Source organism: Curtobacterium phoenicis, from assembly GCF_047238015.1.
Taxonomy (GTDB): Bacteria; Actinomycetota; Actinomycetes; order Actinomycetales; family Microbacteriaceae; genus Curtobacterium.
Window position 1 is genome coordinate 766,405 of sequence record NZ_JBDFLZ010000002.1, and the last position, 19,849, is coordinate 786,253.

Here is a 19,849-nt window from a genome sequence, read left to right on the forward strand (position 1 = left end):
AGCCGCTCAGCGCGGCGGACGCCACAGGACGATCTGCGTGTTCCGCTGTGGCCGCATACCGGCACGCAGGGGCACGGCCCCTCCGGTGGCCGACGCGGCGAACACGCGCGCTCCCGGCCGGTTGATGAGTTGATCGGCGAGGGCCGTCTCGAGTTCCGACACCCGCGCCCGGAGTGCACGGTTCTCGTTCTCCAACTCGAGCACCCGCCGGATGCCCTCGAGTGACACACCCTCGGAGCCGAGCCGCGCGATCTCCCGCAGCTGGGCGATGTCGCGCATCGAGTAGCGCCGAGACCCACCGCGGGTACGGCCCGGTACGACCAGGCCGAGCCGGTCGTACTGCCGCAGGGTCTGCGGGTGCATCTCGGCCAGCTCGGCAGCCATGGCGATGGCGAAGACGGGCGAGTTCTCGTCCATGTCGGTCATCGACCGCCCCTCTCGTTGGTCTGGTGGTGCAGATCAGCCTGGAGGCCCGGTGCGGCTCCCTGACGGAGCCGCGCCGTGCCTCCAGGCCGGTTCGATGCGCGCCGCGCGCGTGCGCTAGCCGCGCGCCTTGGCGAGGAGGTCCTCGCGGGGGTCCTCGTCGGGCAGTGCAGCCGCGAGCGCCTCGACGGCTTCGCGCTGCTTGTCGGACAGGTGGGAGGGCACCGCGACCTGCACGGTCGCGAGGAGGTCACCCGTGCCCTTCTTCGTGGAGACGCCACGGCCCTTGACGCGCAGGACGCGACCCGACGGGGTGCCGGGGGCGACCCGCAGCTTGACGGGTTCTCCGCCGAGCGTCGGGACCTGGATCGTCGCGCCGAGGGCCGCCTCGGTGAACGTCACGGGGACGTCCACGCGGAGGTTCAGCCCGTCCCGCTCGAACACCGGGTGCTTCCGGACCGAGACCGTGACCACGAGGTCGCCGGCCTCGCCGCCGTCGGGCGACGGCTGCCCGCGCCCGCGGAGGCGGATCTTCTGCCCGTCCGCGACCCCGGCCGGGATCCGGACGTTCACCGGTCGGCCGTTGCCCTGCGAGAGCTTGACCGTGTCGCCGGCGATCGCGGTCGCGAAGTCGAGCGTCGTGGACGCCGTGACGTCCGCGCCCTTCGAGGGACCGCCGAAGCCGCGGTAGCCACCGGTGGACTGTCCGAAGCCGCCTCCACCGCCGAACATCCCGCCGAGGATGTCCTCGAAGCCGCCTCCGCCGCCCTGACCGAACCGGACGCGCTGTCCGCCGCCCCCGCCGAACATGCCGCCGAAGACGTCCTCGAAGCCGCCCTGGGCGCCCGGGCCGCCCGCGGTGAAGCGGGCGCCCGAGCCCATGGCGCGGACCTGGTCGTACTCGGCGCGCTGGTCCTTGTCGGACAGCACCGAGTACGCCTCGCTGATCTCCTTGAAGCGGGCCTCGGCGGCGGCGTCACCCGGGTTGGAGTCCGGGTGGTACTGCCGCGCGAGCTTCCGGTAGGTCTTCTTCAGCTCAGCGTCGCTCGCCGTCTTGTCGACGCCGAGGACCTTGTAGAAGTCCTTGTCGAACCAGTCCTGACTGGCCATGAATCCCTACCTCCTTCCCGCGGTCAGGCCGGGACAGCGACCGCGACCTTGGCCGCACGGAGGACGCGCTCGCCGAGCTTGTAGCCCGGCTCGACGACGTCCGCCACGGTCTGCGCGGTCGCTCCCGGCGTGGGGAGCTGCACGATCGCCTCGTGGATGTTCGGGTCGAAGGCCTCACCCTTCTCGCCGATCTGCACGAGCTTGAACTTCTCGAAGCCGCCGCGGATCTTCTGCCCGATGACCTGCATCGGCCCCTCAGCGAGGTCACCGTGGGCCTCGGCGCGGGTGAGGTCGTCGAGCGCGGGCAGGAGTGCGCGGACGACCTCGGCGATGGCGACCTCGCGGTTGGCCTCGCGGTCACGCTCGACGCGCTTCCGGAAGTTCACCAGCTCGGCCTGCGCACGGAGCATGTCGGCGCGCATCTCCGCCACGAGGTCGCGGTCCTGCGGGCTGAGCTTGTCCTCGGCCATGCCGCGGGCTGCGTCCGCGAGCAGTGCTTCGTCCTCCGGGGAGAGGTCGCTCTGCGGCCCCCCGGCGGCGGGACCGTCCGTGGGGAGTTCCACGTCCGGCCCCTCCGCTTCGATGAGGTCCTCGGGCTGCTGCGCGTTCGTGGCGTCGCCCTCGACCTGGGGCTCGCCCTCCTCGGGCACGTTGTCCTTCGGGTCCGTCATCGTTACTTCTTGTCCTTGTCGTCCTCGTCGTCCACGACCTCGGCGTCGACGATGTCCTCGTCGTCCTGCGTCGCCTGGTCGCCGGCGGGCTGCTCGCCACCGGCCGCGGCACCCGCGTCCTGCTGGCTGTAGATCGCCTGGCCGAGCTTGCCCTGCGACTCGTTGAGCTTGTCGAACGCGGCCTTCACGGCGTCGTCGTCCTCACCCGCGAGCGCCGACTTCAGGGAGTCGACATCGCCCTGGACCTCGGACTTGACGTCCGCGGGGAGCTTGTCGTCGTTCTCCTTGATGAGCTTCTTGATCGAGTAGACGAGCTGCTCGGCCTGGTTGCGACGCTCGTTCGCCTCACGGCGGGCCTTGTCCTCGGCAGCGTGCTCCTCGGCCTCGCGCACCATGCGCTCGATGTCCTCCTTCGGCAGCGACGAGCCGCCGGAGATGACCATCGACTGCTCCTTGCCGGTGCCCTTGTCCTTCGCGGACACGTGCACGATGCCGTTCGCGTCGATGTCGAAGGTGACCTCGACCTGCGGGACGCCACGGGGAGCCGGGGCGATGCCGGTCAGCTCGAAGGTGCCGAGCGGCTTGTTGTCGCGGGTGAACTCGCGCTCGCCCTGGAAGACCTGGATCGCGACCGACGGCTGGTTGTCGTCGGCGGTCGTGAAGGTCTCGCTCCGCTTGGTCGGGATCGCGGTGTTCCGGTCGATGAGCTTCGTCATCAGACCGCCCTTGGTCTCGATGCCGAGCGACAGCGGCGTGACGTCGATGAGGAGGACGTCCTTGCGCTCGCCCTTCAGGACACCGGCCTGGAGCGCAGCGCCCACGGCGACGACCTCGTCCGGGTTGACACCCTGGTTCGGCTGCTTGCCGCCCGTGAGGCTCTTGACGACCTCGGCCACGGCGGGCATGCGGGTCGAGCCACCGACGAGCACCACGTGCGCGATGTCGCCCACCGAGACACCCGCCTCCTTGATGACGTCGTTGAACGGCTTCTTCGTGCGGTCGAGCAGGTCGGAGGTCATCTGCTCGAACTGCGCGCGGGAGATGGTCTCGTCGAGGTTGAGCGGGCCGTCGGCGGTGAGCGTCAGGTACGGGAGCTGGATGCTCGCCGACATCTGCGACGAGAGCTCCTTCTTCGCCTGCTCAGCGGCCTCCTTGAGACGCTGCTTCGCGATCTTGTCGGTCGAGAGGTCGACGCCGTGCTCGTCCTTGAACTTCTTGACGAGGTAGTCGACGATCCGCTGGTCCCAGTCGTCGCCACCGAGGCGGTTGTCACCGGCGGTCGCACGGACCTGGATCGTGGAGAAGTCGTCGTCCTTGCCCACCTCGAGCAGGGAGACGTCGAACGTGCCGCCACCGAGGTCGAAGACCAGGATGAGCTCGTCTTCCTTGCCCTTGTCGAGGCCGTAGGCGAGCGCGGCCGCGGTCGGCTCGTTGATGATGCGGAGGACGTTGAGGCCGGCGATCTCACCGGCGTCCTTCGTGGCCTGGCGCTCGGCGTCGTTGAAGTACGCCGGGACGGTGATGACCGCGTCGGTCACGTCCTCACCGAGGTACTGCTCGGCGTCGCGCTTGAGCTTGCCGAGGGTACGGGCCGAGATCTCCTGCGGCGTGTACTGCTTGCCGTCGATGTCGACCTTCCAGTCGGTGCCGATGTGGCGCTTGACGGAGGCGATGGTGCGGTCGACGTTCGTGACGGCCTGGCGCTTGGCGGTCTCGCCGACCAGGACCTCGCCGTCCTTCGTGAAGGCGACGATCGACGGCGTGGTGCGGAGACCCTTGGCGTTCGCGATGACCGTGGGCTCGCCGCCCTCGAGCACGCTGACGACCGAGTTGGTGGTTCCGAGGTCGATGCCTACTGCGCGTCCCATGTGTTGGTGCTCCTTCGTTTGGTGCGGAAGTCGGTTGGACTTGCGTCCGATGGACTCAACCTTACTCCGGACGGGAGGCGCGTCAACCCAGGGAGCTCAAAGTTGCGTCATGACGACTCAGCTTCCCTCCTGCATGAGGCTGATGGATAGCTATCCACATGCTTCACACCGGGGCTGTCCCTGTCGCGCTCGATCACGGCAACCCGGTGGTCATCACGTCGTTCGACGACGGCGACGATGTCGAACCCGGTCCGCAGGCGGTCAGCGGCATCGGGGAGAACGGATCCTCCGTGGCCCTGTCCGTGAACGGTGACGAGTACCCCGCCGTGAGCGTGTCGGACGGGCGAAGGAGTGTCGACGCGGAACTGCAGCCGGGCGAGAACCGCGTCATCGCGACGCAGCGATCGAGGGGGCGAACACGATGACCGTCTCGGTGACCGTCAGCGCCGGCGAGGCCGACGTCGAGCTGACTGCCGCCGGCTGGTTCGACGTGGAGGACGAGACCAAGCCGTCGGTGGCGTTCGGTGCCGCGCCGCACGGTTCGACCGTGGTGCTGCGGAATTCGGTGGGGCCCGAGATCGGTCGGGCGGTCGCGAAGGGTGACGCGTACGAGATCGCGATCGATCCGGCGAAGGCGACCTCGGGGGTGAACACCTTCGGTGTCATCATCGAGGGCGCGCCGGGATCGGAGGTGAGGTCGTTCATGCTCGACTACGGGCGACCCGCAGCACGGGTCATCGTGACGAGGCCCGAACCGGGGAGCACGGTCAAACCGGGGGTCGTGGAGTTCCGCGGGACCGGTGAACCCGGCGCCCGGCTCGTCGTCCGGGGGTCGAGTCGCGAAGTGGCGAGCACGCGGGTCGGTGCGGATGGATCGTGGAGTGCTGCGAACGCTGCTGACATGCCGCTTCCGGCCGGGAAGTACGACCTGTACTTTGATCAGGTCGGCAAGGGTGGGCTGACGTCGACGGTGCGGCATGCGTTCACGATCGGCCAGGTTGCTCCGATCGTGACGCCGCACACGGTGACCAGCCCGGGTGCCGGTGACGTCCTCGAGACGCTGACTCCGGAGTTCCGGGGTGCTGGGCACGAGGGTGCCACGATCACGGTTCGTGGTTCGTCGCGGGTCGTCGCGACCGGCACCGTGGTCAACGGCCAATGGGTGGCGAAGACCGACCCGGACGCGCCGCTGACGCCGGGCACGTACAACCTCTACGTCGACCAGTCGGTGCGTGGCACGGTCACGGGCACGATCCGTGCGTCCTTCACCGTGTCGAACGAGGCGTTCCGGGAGCTGACGCTGTCGGCGCCGGCACAGAACGAGAACGTCACGACGCTGCGTCCGACGTTCGTCGGGACCGCCACCCCGGGCGCTGAGATCCGTGTCGGGTCCTCCCGCACCACGGTCGCGACCGCCACGGTCGGTGAAGACGGTACCTGGCGTGCCACCGCCCTGGACGACCTCGCCCGCGGCGGGACCTACAACCTCGAGGTCAAGCAGACCACCAAGAGCGGCAAGGTGTCGACCGTCAGCGCACCGTTCACCGTCGACCGCAACGCCCAGTAACACCACCTCCCTCGGGGGCGGGGACCTGGCGCGGCCGTCGGGCCCAGCTCGCGGGGGGTTCACAGTTATGTTGTATGTCATGTTCGTCTGTGATATTTTGGTACGGCAGCGGGGTCTCCCGCGATGAAGATGACCGCGAGCCGCGGGCGACCCGATCGTCCCGAACGTCAGCGCGCGGCACGACCCCTCGAAAGGGATCACACTCATGTCCAACAAGACCAAGCGTCTCGCGAAGGGCTTGGGCGCGTCCGCGCTCGCCGTCGCCACCATCGCCACCGGCCTCTCTTTCGGTCCGAGCGCGGCTCTTGCCGACGAAGACGCCGACACCGCGCACAAGACCTACGCGAAGTTCGCGATCGCGACTTCCGAGCGGTGGTTCAGCATCCAAAACTTGAGTGGGGCCGAGTACATGATCCCCGCGCTCGATGAAAGCGATGCGTTGACCAAAGCGCTCGCCGTCTCCGTCCCCGGGGCACGGTGGGGGGAGATGCACATCGAGAACTCGGACAAGTGCATCGGCGTGACCACGTTCTCCTCGGGCGGTTACATCGGCGTTGTCCAGGACTGTGACGGCTCCGAAGTTCAAATGTTCCAGCTTGACGACGGGAAGCTGACCCCGAAGGTCGCTCCGGACCACTACTTGACGAACTTGACCGCCGGAGCCACGCCAGCGGCACTGTGGTTCCGGGGCTCCGGAACCCCCGTCACGATCGGACCCGGCTTCTCGGCCTTCAACGGCAGCGTGACCTCAACGAACTTCACCGAGCGTTCGGCAGTCGTCACGGGTAGCGGAGAGCCCGGGGCGAACGTTGTCCTGCAGTGGGGGGATGGTGAGTACGAAGATGCCACTCGCGTGAACGACGATGGCGTTTGGGACTTCGAGCTCGACAACCTGAAGCTCGGATCGAACCCGGTGAAGCTGCTGCAGTACGAGAACCAGCAGCTGACGGGCGAGTACGAGCTCGATGTCGAGCTGAAGGTCGCGGAGCTGACCGTGCAGCATGAGTTCGGCGACGCAGCTGAGGACCTCGTAACGCTCTCGGGTTCTGCTCAGGCCGGTGCGATCGTGCAGGTGTTCAACGAGGACGACCAGATGGTCGTCGCATCGGAACCCGCGAACGAGGTCACGGGTGCATGGAGTGTCGAACTTCCGGCGCCGAACAAGGGCGGCAGCTACGACCTGAACGTATACCAGTCGCTGCAGGGCGAGCGAACCAGCAAGACGCCGCTCTCGATCGACTACGGCAAGCAACTCGTCATCGATCGCCCTGAGAGCGGTTTCGCTCACCCCGGTGGTCAGCTCGACGTCCGGGGGACGGGCGAGTCGGATGCCGTGGTCGAGGTGCACGAGGGTGACCGTCGCGTGGGTGGTCCCGTGACCGTGCGACCCACCGGGAACTGGAGCTTGAAGACCATCGAGCTCAACGCCTCGGAGCACAAGCTGACCGTCACGCAGAAGTCGAAGGGCGGCAACGTCCAGGCCGAGACGATCGTGGTGAACGCCGGCGAGGACACGGTCGAGCTGACCGCTGCCGGCCGGTTCAACGCGGCCGACTCGACGAAGCCTGCTGAGGCGTTCGGCTCGGCGCCGACCGGTTCGACGGTGGTGCTGCGGAACTCGGTGGGGACCGAGATCGGTCGGGCGGTCGCGAAGGGTGACGCGTACGTCATCCCGATCGACCCGGCGAAGGCGACCTCGGGCGTGAACACCTTCAGCGTGGTCATGGAGGGCGCTCCCGAGTCCGACGCGAAGTCGTTCACGCTGAACTACGGGCAGCCCGCCGCTGCGGTCGTGGTCACGAAGCCGGCCGAGAACGGCACCGTCGAGCCGGGGCGCATCGCGTTCGCCGGAACCGGTGCGACCGGTTCGAAGATCGTGGTCCGGGGTTCGATCCGCGAGGTCGCGTCCGGCACGGTCACGGCTGGAGCCTGGTCGGCGACGTCCACGGTGGACCTCCAGAAGGGCAGCTACGACCTGTACTTCGATCAGATCGCCAAGGGTGGGCTCACGTCGACGGTGCGTCATGCGTTCACGATCGGTGAGACCGCCCCGATCGTGACGCCGCACACGGTGACGAGCCCGGCCGCTGGTGCGGTCGTCGACACGCTGACGCCGGAGTTCCGGGGGACCGGGCACGAGGGAGCGACGATCACGGTTCGTGGTTCGTCGCGGGTCGTCGCCACGGGCACCGTGCAGAACGGGCAGTGGGCCGCGAAGACCGATCCGGACGCACCGCTGACGCCGGGCACGTACAACCTCTACGTCGTCCAGTCGGTCCGTGGGACCGTCACGGGCACCATCCGTGTCGCGTTCACGGTGTCGAACGAGGCGTTCCGCGAGCTGTCGCTGTCGGCTCCGGCGCAAGGCGAGACCGTGACCGTGCTGCGTCCGACGTTCGTCGGGACCGCCACGCCGGGCGCTGAGATCACGGTCGCTTCCTCGCGGAGGACGGTCGCGACCGCGACGGTCGACGAGTTCGGCACGTTCCGTGCGACGGCGCTGTTCGACCTCGAACGGGGCGGCTCGTACCCGGGTCTCGAGGTGAAGCAGGTCACGAAGACCGGCAAGTCGTCCACGACCGCGGCGTTCTTCACCGTCGACCGCAACGCCCAGTGACACCAGTACCACCGCAGTCCGCGGTGACTGCACCGGAGGGTCCGGCGCGCCGGGCCGGGCCCTCCTCGTCACGAATCTCCCTGGCACCGACCGACCCCGAATGAAAGGCGCCGCCGTGCGTACTCCCCGGATCCTCATCCCCGCGCTCGCTGCTGCTGCGCTCGCCACCGTGCTCGCTGGCTGCTCGGCAGCTGACGGCACGACGTCTGACACCACTTCGAAGCCCAGAGCCTCCGCTTCGTCGGAGCCGTCGGTGCTGCCGCAGTCCGAGGTCCGGGTGCCGGACGCGAAGAAGACCGTCACGTGCAACGACGGGGCCGCGATCGTGGATCAGTCCGGCACCGAGGTGACCCTGAAGGGCGCATGCGCGAAGGTCACCGTGTCGGGCAACGACTCGATCGTGCACCTGGGCGACGTCGATGAGCTGATCGTCGAGAGCGCCATCAGCCGCATCACGGTCGGGACGGCCAAGACCGTCTCGCTCACCGGCAACGCGAACGACGTCCTCTACTCCGGTGACGAGCCGGCGAAGGTCACCGACGAGGGGACCTCGAACGTCGTCCAGGCCGACGAGGTGAAGTAGTCAGTCCGACGACGAAGGGCCGGGCGGCAACCTGTGGTTGCCGCCCGGCCCTTCGCGTTGCTCCCGGATCAGGCCGGGACGTAGTCGAACGTGTCCGGGTCCGGACCGGTGCGGTGACCCTTGTCGAGCGACGTGATCGCGGTCATGTCCTCGTCGGAGAGCTCGAAGTCGAAGATCGCGAAGTTCTCCTCGACGCGAGCGCGCGTGACCGACTTCGGGAAGACGATGTCGCCGCGCTGGATGTGCCAGCGGAGCACGACCTGCGCCGGGGTCTTGCCGGTGTTGCCCGCGATGCGGGTGATGGTCTCGTCGTCGAGGACGAGACCCTGCGCGATCGGGGACCAGGCCTCGGTCGCGATGCCGTGCTCGCGGTCGTACGCGCGCAGTTCCTCCTGCGTCAGGTACGGGTGCACCTCGATCTGGTTCACGGCCGGGGTGATGGTCGTCTCGGCGGCGAGGCGGTTGAGGTGGTGCGCCTGGAAGTTCGAGACGCCGATCGACCGGGCGGTGCCGGCGCGGTAGAGCTCCTCCATCGCCTTCCACGTCGGGACGAAGTCCGAGACGGTGGGCAGCGGCCAGTGGATGAGGAAGAGGTCGGTGTAGCCGCCGAGCAGGTCGGCCGACTTCTTGCCGTTCTCCAGCGCTGCCTCGGGGTCGTGGAAGCCGTTGTTGAGCTTCGACGTGACGAAGATCTCCTCGCGAGGGATGCCGGACGCCTCGATGGCCTCGCCGACCTCCTTCTCGTTGCCGTACATCTCGGCGGTGTCGATGTGGCGGTAGCCGACCTCGAGCGCTGCGAGCGTCGCGTCCTTGGTGTCCTCGGGCTTGATCTGGAAGACGCCGAAGCCGAGCTGCGGGATGGTCTTGCCGTCGTTCAGGGTGATGTTCGGAACGGTCATGTCGCCATGCAACCAAAGGCCGCCCAGCGCGCATTCCGACAACTCCCAGTCGGGCGCGTCACCCGGTTCGAGGGCGTTCAGTCCAGCGCAGAACGGATGTACGCGAGCAGCGCGGCGCCGTACGCGTCAGCGGCGTCGGGAGCGTCGAAGGTCTGCGGAGCACCGTCGATCACCGCGGTGACGGTCAGCGACGGCCCCGAACTCGCGAGCGACACGAAAGCACTCCCGAGCAGCGTCCGGAGCTGGTCCTCCCGCGGCAGCCACAGCGACTCGGCGGCCTCGACCGAGTCGAGTGCCCACTCCGTCGTCCCGTTGAAGCCGAGCACGGTGCCGGACGGGTAGTCGTGCCGTTCGACGGTCATCTCGGACACCGTGTAGACGTCGTCGTCGACCCCGGGCTTGTCGATGACGAACCGGTCCCCGGTCTCGGGGTGCCAACGGAGTCCGGAGTCACGGAGGGCCGCGGCGAGAGCAACTGTGATCACGGATCACAGCCTGCCACCCACCGCCGTGCAAGCTCCGCGTACTAGCATCGCCGGGCACCCCGTCGTGTGATCGCCCAGGCGCTCGCGCGCGCGACGTGACGACGCCCGGCTGACCGGTGTCGTGCCTCCAGGCCGGTTCCCGGCCGCCTGGCGGACACGCGGCCGGCGTCCCGACCGAGCGGACCACCGGTCCCGCCCGCCCAGAGAAGGACCCGCATGACCCTCGACCGCGAGGAACTCCGCGACGGCTGGACCGTGACGATGGCAGGCGGCAGCGGCGCCCCTGACGGCGTCGCAGGCCGTTCCATCCCGGCGACGGTGCCGGGCCAGGTGCACACCGACCTCCAGCGTGAGGGGCTGCTCGCCGACCCGACGTTCGACCGCAACGAGGCGGACGGCAAGTGGGTCGGCCGGGCTGACTGGGCGTACCAGCGGAACGTCGACGTCGACCTGCGGGGCCACGAGCGGATCGACCTGGTCTGCGACGGGCTCGACACCGTGTCGACGCTCACGCTCGACGGTGTCACGGTCGGGACGACGCGGAACATGCACCGTCGGTACCGGTTCGACCTGCGGGACGCGACCGGTGGGTCGAACGCGCGGACGGAGCGCGAGCTCGAGATCCTGTTCGAATCGCCCTACCGCGAGGCCGGTCGTGTCGCAGCGCGAGCGGGCAGCATGCCGGGGCCGTACGACGAGCCGTTCCCGTACGTGCGGAAGATGGCGTCGAACTTCGGGTGGGACTGGGGTCTGACGGCGGTGACGAGCGGCCCGTGGCGGCCGGTGGCGATCGAGCGCTGGTCGACGGCGCGGCTCCGCGAGGTGCGTCCGCTCGTGGACGTCGAGGCGGGCGAGGGTGTGCTCGACGCGCACGTCACGGTCGAGCGGTCGGGTATGAACGACCTGGACCAGGACGGCGAGGACGACGACCTCGTGCTCGTCGTGACCGTGAGCGGGCCGGACGCCGAGGGCGCAACGACCCGCCAGCGTTCGCGCGCGCAGTTGACGCCCAAGGACGACGAGACCGTCGTGACCGTCCGGGTGCCGGACGCGCAGCGGTGGTGGCCGCGGGGGTACGGCGAGCAGCCCCTCTACGACGTGACCGTCGAGCTGCAGACCGTCGAGGGGGAGGTCCTCGACCGCGACGTGTTCCGCACCGGCTTCCGGTCGACACGCATCGACACGGCGTCCGACACCATCGGCAAGCCGTTCGGCGTGTACGTCAACGGCACCCTGATCGACGTTCGCGGGGTGAACTGGATCCCGGACGACGTCATCGTCTCGCGGGTGGACCGCGCGCGCTACGAGTCCCGGCTGGGGACGGCGGCGGCGCTCCGGACCAACCTCGTCCGGGTCTGGGGCGGTGGCGTGTACGAGTCGCGGGACTTCTACGAGGTGTGCGACGAGCTCGGTCTGCTCGTCTGGCAGGACTTCGCGTTCGCGTGCTCGGCCTACCCCGAGACCGAGCCGATCCGGAGCGAGGTCGTCGCCGAGGCGCGGGACAACGTCGCCCGCCTGTCCCGCCACCCGTCGCTCGTGGTGTGGAACGGCAACAACGAGAACATCTGGCTGCACGACGTCGACGGCTGGGCCGAGACGCTCGGGGACCGCGGGTGGGGCCTCGACTACTACCTCGACCTCCTGCCGACGATCGTCGACGCCGTCGACCCGACGCGCTTCTACACGGTGGGGTCGCCGTGGTCCGGGGACGAAGACCTGCCGGCGAACGACGTCGACCACGAGACGCACCACTCGTGGGAGGCCTGGAACCGGCTGCCGGACAGCGCCTACCGCGCGTCGGTGCCCCGGTTCGTGTCCGAGTTCGGGTGGCAGGCGCCGCCCGCCTGGCGGACGCTGCGGGACGCGGTCACGGACGCTCCGATGCGGGTCGACTCGCCCGGCGTCGTCCACCACCAGAAGGCCGACGACGGCATGGGCAAGCTGGCGCGTGGGATCGCCCCGCGCTTCGGCGGCGTCGACCCGGCGTCGTTCGACGCGTGGCACTACCTCACGCAGCTGCAGCAGGTCCGCGCGATCGCGTCGGGCGTCGAGCACTGGCGGACGCACTGGCCCCGCAACACCGGAGTCGTCCTGTGGCAGCTGAACGACCTGTGGCCGGTCGCGTCGTGGTCGGCGGTCGACTCGGCGGGTCGGCTCAAGCCACTGGCGCACGAACTGCGTCGGCTGTACGACGACGTGCTGCTGACCATCCGGCCGGTGTCCTCGGTGGTCGGTCCGCGGACGGCCGGTCCGTCCGGCGCGTCGGCCGACGACCAGCCTGGAGGCGCGGATCACCCGGCCCCGTCGGCCCACGCAGGTGAGGCGGCTGAGCTCGGCGAGCTGGCGGACACGCTGTCGCTCGGGTCCGGGGGCGTCTCGCTCGGGGTGTCACCTGGTGCCTTCGGGTCGTCGCCCGTCGAGGTCGCGGTCCGCTCCACCCGGCCGGGCAACGACAGTGTCGTGCGCGTGCGACGGATGACGCTGGCGGGAGCCGTGCTCGCCGAGGTCACGCTCCCCGTGCACCTGTCGGCCGGGGTCGCCGTCGTCGCGCTGCCCGAATCCGTCGGGGTGGTCGACGACCCCCGGAACGAGCTCGTCGTCGCGGACCTCGGGGAGCACCGTGCCGTGTGGACGCCGTCACCCGACCGCGAGATGCGCTGGGAGTCCGCCCGCTTCGCCGCGAGGGCAGAAGTGGACGGCGGGACCGTCCGGGTGGTGGTCGAGGCGTCGACGCTGGTCCGGGACCTCCTGCTGCAGCCCGACCGCGTCGCACCCGCGGGGGTCGTCGATCGCGGGTTCGTGACCCTGCTGCCGGGCGAACGTGCTGTCTTCCGGGTCCGCGGGGTCGACCCGGCGGCTGCCGAGGCGTTGCTCGAGCCGCCCGTCCTGTGGTCGCTCGACGCCGTCCTTCGTGCTTGATGTCCGGAACATCACGGTGATATTCTGATTGGGTGCTGCTCGGTCGGCCGATGACGGCGACGCCTGCGGCATCCGATCGACGTCCTGTCGGTCCGGAACCCGACCGGAGGTACCGCGATGTCACTCGTCGTCCGACCAGCACGGCCCGCCACGGTCTTCCCCGAGGTCAGCCGACGTGCCTCGGCCGTTCCCGCCGGTGCTCCCGCCGGCTTCGCGATCGCCGTCGCCGCGCTCGACCTGCTCGTCCTGACCCTGGCGTTCGCCGTGGCACACGCTGCGCGGTTCCCCGGGGAGCTGCCCGTCGGGTCACGGACCGCCGGGTGGATCGAGTTCGTCGTCGCCCCGGCGATCGTCATCCTCTGGATGGCACTGCTGCACTCGTTCGGGACGCGGAACGCCCGGATCGCCGGCGTCGGCAACGAGGAGTACCGCCGCCTGGTGACCGCGAGCCTCGTCACCGGCGCGGGCGTGGCGATCGTGTCGTACGCGATCCAGCTCGACATCGCCCGCGGCTACGTGGCCATCGCCTTCCCGCTCGGCCTCCTGCTGCTGGTGCTCGAACGCAAGGTCGTCCGCACCGTGCTCGCCCGCCGTCGCGGACGGGGGGAGCGGCTGCAGGACGTCCTGCTCGTCGGCGACGGTGAGGACGTCCGCTACGTGGGGCGCCGGATCGCGGCCCCCCCCCCGTCGCCGGCTACCGGGTCGCCGGCGTGGTCACCGACTGTGTGGCCGTCGGCTCCGCCGTCGACCTCGGCTCGGCGCTGGTGCCGGTCGTCGGACGCATCGATGAGGTCCTCGACCGTGCGGCCACCTGTGGGGTGTCCGCGGTCGTCGTGGCCGGCGCGGTGCCGGGCGGACACGAACGGCTCCGGCGCCTCGGCTGGCAGCTCGAGGAGCACGGTGTCGAGCTCGTCGTCTCGTCACCGCTCGCGGACGTCGCGGCCGGTCGCGTGCACGAGCGCCCGGTCGACGGCCTTCCGCTCATGCACGTCGAGACTCCGGACTACCGCCGGCGGTTCGGCAAGCGTCTGCTCGACGTCGTGGGAGCGGGCCTCGGACTCCTGGTGCTCGCGCCGGTGTTCGCGCTGATCGCGCTCGCGATCCGGTTCGACGACGGCGGTCCGGTGTTCTTCCGGCAGACCCGGGTCGGGCGCGGCGGTCTCGACTTCTCGATCCTGAAGTTCCGGACGATGTGCGTCGACGCCGAAGCTCGGGTGGCCGCGCTCGAGGCGTCGAACGAGGGGGCGGGCCCGCTCTTCAAGATGAAGGACGACCCGCGAGTGACACGCGTCGGGGCATTCCTCCGCAAGACGTCGCTCGATGAGTTGCCGCAGCTCTGGAACGTGCTCAGGGGGTCCATGAGCCTCGTGGGGCCGCGCCCGGCGCTGCCGAAGGAGGTCGCCGTCTACGAGGACTTCGCCGATCGTCGACTGCTCGTGACCCCGGGCATCACCGGGCTCTGGCAGGTGAGTGGCCGCTCGGACCTCGACTGGGCCGAGGGGGTTCGGCTCGACCTGCACTACGTCGAGAACTGGTCGTTCCTGCACGACCTCGTCATCCTCGCGCGGACGATCCCGTCGGTGCTCCGCTCACGCGGCGCGTACTGACCCGATCGCGGCCGCCGAGCCTGTGCGAACGGTGTCCGTTCGGGCTCCCCGCCTGTGATTCCCGGACAGACCGAGTTACGATGATCCGACCACGAGCTTCCGCCGCGTGTGTCGAAGAAGACCCGAGCACGGCGACCAGTTCACCATCGAAGGAGTCATGATGTTCGCAGGCCTCACCGGCATCCATCTGCTGATCATCCTCGGGATCGTCATCCTGCTGTTCGGGGCGACCAAGCTCCCGGCACTCGCGAAGGGTCTCGGTCAGTCGATCAACATCTTCAAGAAGGAGATGGGCACGGACGACAAGCAGTCGCCCGACACATCGGCGCAGAACACCAGCGCGCAAAACACCGCTGCACAGCCGGCCGCGCCGGTCGTCAACCCGGGACCGTCGGTCCAGCCGAACGCGGACTCCAAGCAGTAGCACCAGACCGACGACACCCAGCCCCGTCCTGTCGGCAGCCCCCGCGACCATTCCGGTCGCGGGGGCTTCGTCGTGAGGGGGGCGTGGATGTGCCGTCGGCGGCAGGGGTTGGATGAACGCATGACGACACCCGCTGCACCGCTCCGCGACGACCGGCGCGTGGTGCTCGTCGTCGCGATCCTGGCGTCGTTCGTGGTCGGGTTGGACGCGAGCGTGGTGAACGTCGCCCTCCCGGCGATCCGGCACGACCTCGGTGGCGGGCTCGTCGTGCAGCAGTGGGTCGTCGACGCGTACATGGTGACGCTCGGTTCGCTCATCCTCGTCGCCGGCTCGCTGTCGGACCTGTTCGGCCGGGTGCGGGTCATCACGCTCGGGCTGATCATCTTCGGCGGCGCGTCGATCGTGTGCGCGGCAGCGCCGACGGGCGCGGTGCTCATCGTCGCCCGGGCACTGCAGGGTGTCGGTGGTGCGCTCGTCACGCCGAGTTCGCTCGCGCTCATCATCGCGGCGTTCCGCGGCGCGGCTCAGGGCAGGGCCATCGGTTCGTGGACTGCCTGGTCGAGCGCCGCCGTGATCGTCGGCCCGGTGATCGGCGGCGTGATCGTCGACGGCATCGGCTGGCGGTGGATCTTCGTGCTCACGGCGGTCCCGATCGCGGTCACGATCCCGCTCGTGGTGCGGATCTCGGGTGACGTCCGGCCTCCTGGTCGGCCTCGGGTCGACGTGATCGGGGCGGTGCTCGCGGTCGTCGGCATCGGCGGGGTCGTGCTCGGGCTGATCGAGCAGGAGCGGCTCGGGTGGTCATCGCCGATCGTGCTGGCGGCCCTCGTGGTCGGTGGGCTGGCACTCGTGGCGTTCGTGCCCTGGGAGCGGCGGACCACGCAACCGCTCGTGGACCTCGGGCTCTTCGGGGCGCGGAACTTCGCGGTCGGGAACCTCGCGACGCTGTCGATCTACGGGGCGCTCGGCATGGTCGGCTTCGTGGTGACGCTGTTCCTCCAGGAGGTCTGGGCCTTCCCGGCGTGGGTCGCCGGCATCGCGACGCTGCCGCCGACGGTCCTGCTCCTGCTGCTCTCGACCACGGTCGGGTCGTTCGCCGGGCGGTACGGACCGCGGTGGTTCATGGCCGCCGGTCCCGCGATCGCGGCGGTGGGGTCGTTCGTCATGGTGTTCGTGAGCAACGACCCGGCGGCGTACTGGTGGACCGTGTTCCCCGGGCTCGTGCTCGTCGGCCTCGGGATCGCGCTCATGGTGACTCCGCTGACGAGTGCGGTCCTCGGGTCGGTGCCGGAGTCCGAGGCGGGGATCGGATCAGCGGTCAACAACGCGGTCGCCCGGATCGCGAGCCTCGTGGTGGTGGCGCTCGCCGGTGTCGTGCTCGGTGGGGCGATGAGCGTGGTCGGGTTCCACCGCGCGGTCGTGGTCATGGGCTTCCTGCTGCTCGCCGGGTCGATCGTCAGTGCGATCGGCATCCGGAACCCGATGCGGGAAGATTCCGTGCCGGACAGAAGTTGAGTGCAGTAGACTCAAGTAGACGACCAACGCAACGAAAGGACGGAACGCATGGCGAACCTCCAGGGCGCTCCCGACTCGCAAGAGCGACAGAAGACCGCCCTCGAGCAGTACGGCGTCGACCTCACGGCGATCGCCCGCAGCGGCAAGCTCGACCCGGTGATCGGCCGCGACGCCGAGATCCGCCGCGTCTCACAGGTGCTGACGCGTCGGACGAAGAACAACCCGGTGCTCATCGGCGAGCCCGGCGTCGGCAAGACCGCCGTGGTCGAGGGTCTGGCGCAACGGATCGTCGCCGGTGACGTCGCCGATTCGCTCAAGGACAAGCGGCTCGTGTCGCTCGACATCTCCGCCCTCATCGCCGGTGCGAAGTACCGCGGTGAGTTCGAGGAGCGGCTCAAGGCCGTCCTCAAGGAGATCAACGATTCCGACGGTCAGGTCATCACCTTCATCGACGAGCTGCACACGCTCATGGGCGCAGGCGGGGGCGAGGGGTCGGTCGCGGCCTCGAACATGCTCAAGCCGATGCTGGCGCGCGGCGAGCTGCGACTGATCGGCGCGACGACGCTCGACGAGTACCGCGAGTACATCGAGAAGGACGCGGCGCTCGAACGGCGGTTCCAGCAGGTCTACGTGGGCGAGCCCAGTGTCGAGGACGCTGTGGCGATCCTGCGCGGGCTCAAGGAGCGGTACGAGGCGCACCACAAGGTCACGATCAACGACTCCGCGCTCGTCGCCGCGGCGAGCCTGTCGAACCGGTACATCTCCGGCCGTCAGCTGCCCGACAAGGCCATCGACCTCATCGACGAGGCGGCGTCGCGGCTCCGCATGGAGATCGACTCGTCCCCGGTCGAGATCGACGAGCTCAAGCGCACCGTCGACCGGCTGCGCGTCGAGGAGTTCGCGCTGAAGCAGGAGAAGGACGACGCATCGAAGGCGCGGCTCGAGACCCTGCGTGCCGAACTCGCGAGCCGCGAGACCCTGCTCGCCGAGCTCGAGCAGCGGTGGCAGGCCGAGCGTGCCTCGCTGAACCGGATCGGTGAACTGAAGCAGCGCCTCGACGACCTCAACATGCGGTCGCAGCGGGCACAGCGCGAGGCCGACTACGAGACGGTCAGCCGGCTCGAGTACGGCGAGAAGCCGCGGATCGAGGCCGAGCTCGCCGCCGCCGAGCAGGCCGAGAGTGCCGAGCGGATGGTGAACGACAGCGTCACCGACGAGGACATCGCCGCCGTGATCGCGCAGTGGACGGGCATCCCGATGGGACGTCTGCTCCAGGGCGAGACCGAGAAGCTGCTCCACCTCGAGAACGAGCTCGGGCGCCGCATCATCGGGCAGCGTTCGGCGGTGAACACCGTCTCCGAGGCCGTCCGTCGGACACGTGCGGGCATCTCCGACCCGGACCGTCCGACGGGGTCGTTCCTGTTCCTCGGACCCACCGGCGTCGGCAAGACCGAGCTGGCCAAGGCGCTGGCCGAGTTCCTGTTCGACGACGAGAAGGCCCTCGTCCGCATCGACATGAGCGAGTACGGCGAGAAGCACTCCGTCGCGCGGCTCATCGGCGCCCCGCCCGGCTACGTCGGCTACGAGGCCGGCGGGCAGCTGACCGAGTCCGTCCGACGTCGGCCCTACTCGGTCGTCCTGCTCGACGAGGTCGAGAAGGCCCACCCCGAGGTCTTCGACGTGCTGCTGCAGGTGCTCGACGACGGGCGGCTGACCGACGGTCAGGGCCGGACGGTCGACTTCCGGAACACGATCCTCATCCTGACGTCGAACCTCGGGTCGCAGTTCCTCACCGACACCGCGCTGACGCCGGAGCAGCGCGAGGAGGGTGTGCGGGAGCTCGTCACGCAGGCCTTCCGGCCGGAGTTCGTCAACCGGCTCGACGACATCGTGGTGTTCCAGGCGCTCACGTCGGAGGACCTCGGGCAGATCGTGTCGCTGTACGTCGACCGCCTCGCCCGCCGGCTGTCCGACCGTCGGCTCGAGCTCGCGGTCACGCCGTCGGCCCGGACGTGGCTCGCCGAGCGAGGGTACGACCCGGTGTACGGCGCGCGTCCGTTGCGGCGCCTCATGCAGCGACAGATCGACGACCGGCTGGCACGGGCGATCCTCGCGGGCGACGTCCGGGACGGCGACACCGTGCGGGTGGACGTCGCCGCCGACGGCGACGAGCTGACGGTCGAGCCGTTCGACCTCGGTGAGGTCGTCGAGGGGGAGATCGTCGAGGAGTAGCGGCTGACAGCCGCCGGAACCGGGTTCCGGACACGGCATCGCGGAACCGCGGGGTGTGGCGTCCGGAACCCGGTTCCGTGGCGGTTCGTCGCGTGGTCGCGTGTGGTGGCCGCCTGGAGGAGCGGTGCGCGTTCCTGGAACCCGCTGCGGGCCTCCAGGCCTACCGTCCAGGGCATGCCTGAGATCCGAGCCATCCGTCGCCTCACCGACGCCGTCGAGCACGCTGACGTGCTCGACAAGGCAGTCGACATCGACCGCGCCGTCGTCCGCGCCCTCGCACGTCCCCGGGCGCTCCGGCAGCTGCTGCACGGCGTGCCGTTCGGGCACCCACTGCACCCGCTCATGGTGCAGGTGCCGCTCGGGGCGTGGATCTCCGCTGCGGTGCTCGACCTGGTCGGCGGCGAGGGGAACGCGAAGGCCGCGAAGACCCTCGTCGGCACGGGCTTGGTGTCAGCCGGGAGCGCCTCCGTCGCCGGGTACGTGGACTGGTCCGAGCTCGACCGCGAGCAGCTCCGGACCGGCTGGGTGCACCAGGCGGTGAACTGGGTCGGGATCACGCTCTACGGGCTGTCGTGGATGCAGCGGAAGCGCGGGAACCACGGCGCCGGGAAGATGCTCGGGTTCGCGGGGCTGACCGCCGTCGGGGTCGGCGGCTACCTCGGCGGGCACCTGGCGTACCGGCAGCGCGCAGGGGTCGGGACGAGCGAGCACGTCCCCTTCGACGACTGAGCCCCTGGACTGCGTCGCGCCGAGGACGGACGGGAGGCCCGTGGCGGGATCGCCACGGGCCTCCCGTCCGTCGCTTCAGCGGATGCAGATCTTGCCTGGTCATGACCAGTTCGTCAAAGTTGCATCCCGATCTGTTCGACATCCGTGATCCCCCGGAAACATGCGGATCGCGTCGTCCCACAGGCTTGCGATCCGGTGTT

The 19,849-nt window shown here is 69.5% G+C and carries 14 protein-coding genes and 1 pseudogene; 9 read left to right on the plus strand and 6 right to left on the minus strand.

Features of this window, described 5'->3' with window-relative positions; all coding sequences use genetic code 11:
- Positions 1-6: 6 nt before the first annotated feature.
- From ABC270_RS03915 to dnaK, 4 genes are all read right to left on the minus strand, one after another.
- Positions 7-417, minus strand: a complete 411-nt coding sequence (locus ABC270_RS03915; protein ID WP_412882031.1) for a heat shock protein transcriptional repressor HspR — start codon at positions 415-417, stop codon at positions 7-9.
- 123 nt (positions 418-540) lie between these two features.
- Positions 541-1,533 (minus strand): DnaJ C-terminal domain-containing protein, encoded by a 993-nt coding sequence (locus ABC270_RS03920; RefSeq protein WP_412879599.1) that lies wholly within the window; start codon positions 1,531-1,533, stop codon positions 541-543.
- Positions 1,534-1,556: 23 nt separating this feature from the next.
- Positions 1,557-2,204 carry a nucleotide exchange factor GrpE gene (locus tag ABC270_RS03925; protein ID WP_412879600.1) on the minus strand — a complete coding sequence of 216 codons (648 nt, stop codon included), beginning with the start codon at positions 2,202-2,204 and terminating at the stop codon, positions 1,557-1,559.
- 2 nt (positions 2,205-2,206) lie between these two features.
- The gene (gene dnaK, locus ABC270_RS03930; RefSeq protein ID WP_412879601.1) at positions 2,207-4,072 is read right to left on the minus strand and encodes a molecular chaperone DnaK; all 1,866 of its coding nucleotides are present in this window, start codon (positions 4,070-4,072) and stop codon (positions 2,207-2,209) included.
- Between the two features lie 421 nt (positions 4,073-4,493).
- On the opposite strand from dnaK, the gene ABC270_RS03935 reads away from it, so the two are divergent.
- The 3 genes from ABC270_RS03935 (at position 4,494) to ABC270_RS03945 (ending at position 8,839) form a co-directional block, all read left to right on the plus strand.
- Positions 4,494-5,639 carry an Ig-like domain-containing protein gene (locus ABC270_RS03935; RefSeq protein WP_412879602.1) on the plus strand — a complete coding sequence of 382 codons (1,146 nt, stop codon included), beginning with the start codon at positions 4,494-4,496 and terminating at the stop codon, positions 5,637-5,639.
- Positions 5,640-5,844: 205 nt separating this feature from the next.
- Positions 5,845-8,256 (plus strand): hypothetical protein, encoded by a 2,412-nt coding sequence (locus ABC270_RS03940; protein WP_412879603.1) that lies wholly within the window; start codon positions 5,845-5,847, stop codon positions 8,254-8,256.
- Positions 8,257-8,371: 115 nt separating this feature from the next.
- Positions 8,372-8,839 (plus strand): DUF3060 domain-containing protein, encoded by a 468-nt coding sequence (locus ABC270_RS03945; protein WP_412879604.1) that lies wholly within the window; start codon positions 8,372-8,374, stop codon positions 8,837-8,839.
- Positions 8,840-8,907: 68 nt separating this feature from the next.
- On the opposite strand, the gene ABC270_RS03950 is transcribed toward ABC270_RS03945, so the two are convergent.
- A complete protein-coding gene (locus tag ABC270_RS03950; RefSeq protein ID WP_412879605.1) occupies positions 8,908-9,738 on the minus strand; it encodes an aldo/keto reductase in 831 nt (276 codons plus the stop codon).
- Positions 9,739-9,815: 77 nt separating this feature from the next.
- Entirely contained in the window at positions 9,816-10,223 is a 408-nt protein-coding gene (locus tag ABC270_RS03955) for a pilus assembly protein CpaE (protein WP_412879606.1), read from the minus strand.
- Positions 10,224-10,439: 216 nt separating this feature from the next.
- Here ABC270_RS03955 and ABC270_RS03960 point away from each other — a divergent pair, with 216 nt between their 5' ends.
- From ABC270_RS03960 to ABC270_RS03985, 6 genes and pseudogenes are all read left to right on the plus strand, one after another.
- The gene (locus ABC270_RS03960) at positions 10,440-13,142 is read left to right on the plus strand and encodes a glycoside hydrolase family 2 protein (protein ID WP_412879607.1); all 2,703 of its coding nucleotides are present in this window, start codon (positions 10,440-10,442) and stop codon (positions 13,140-13,142) included.
- A gap of 701 nt (positions 13,143-13,843) precedes the next feature.
- Positions 13,844-14,749 (plus strand): annotated as a pseudogene (locus tag ABC270_RS03965) (sugar transferase); the annotation flags it as partial.
- 157 nt (positions 14,750-14,906) lie between these two features.
- The gene (gene tatA, locus ABC270_RS03970) at positions 14,907-15,173 is read left to right on the plus strand and encodes a twin-arginine translocase TatA/TatE family subunit (RefSeq protein WP_412879608.1); all 267 of its coding nucleotides are present in this window, start codon (positions 14,907-14,909) and stop codon (positions 15,171-15,173) included.
- A 120-nt stretch (positions 15,174-15,293) separates the two neighbouring features.
- Positions 15,294-16,688 (plus strand): MFS transporter, encoded by a 1,395-nt coding sequence (locus tag ABC270_RS03975; protein WP_412879609.1) that lies wholly within the window; start codon positions 15,294-15,296, stop codon positions 16,686-16,688.
- A 48-nt stretch (positions 16,689-16,736) separates the two neighbouring features.
- A complete protein-coding gene (locus ABC270_RS03980) occupies positions 16,737-18,920 on the plus strand; it encodes an ATP-dependent Clp protease ATP-binding subunit (RefSeq protein WP_412879610.1) in 2,184 nt (727 codons plus the stop codon).
- A gap of 174 nt (positions 18,921-19,094) precedes the next feature.
- A complete protein-coding gene (locus ABC270_RS03985) occupies positions 19,095-19,649 on the plus strand; it encodes a DUF2231 domain-containing protein (protein WP_412879611.1) in 555 nt (184 codons plus the stop codon).
- Positions 19,650-19,849 lie beyond the last annotated feature (200 nt).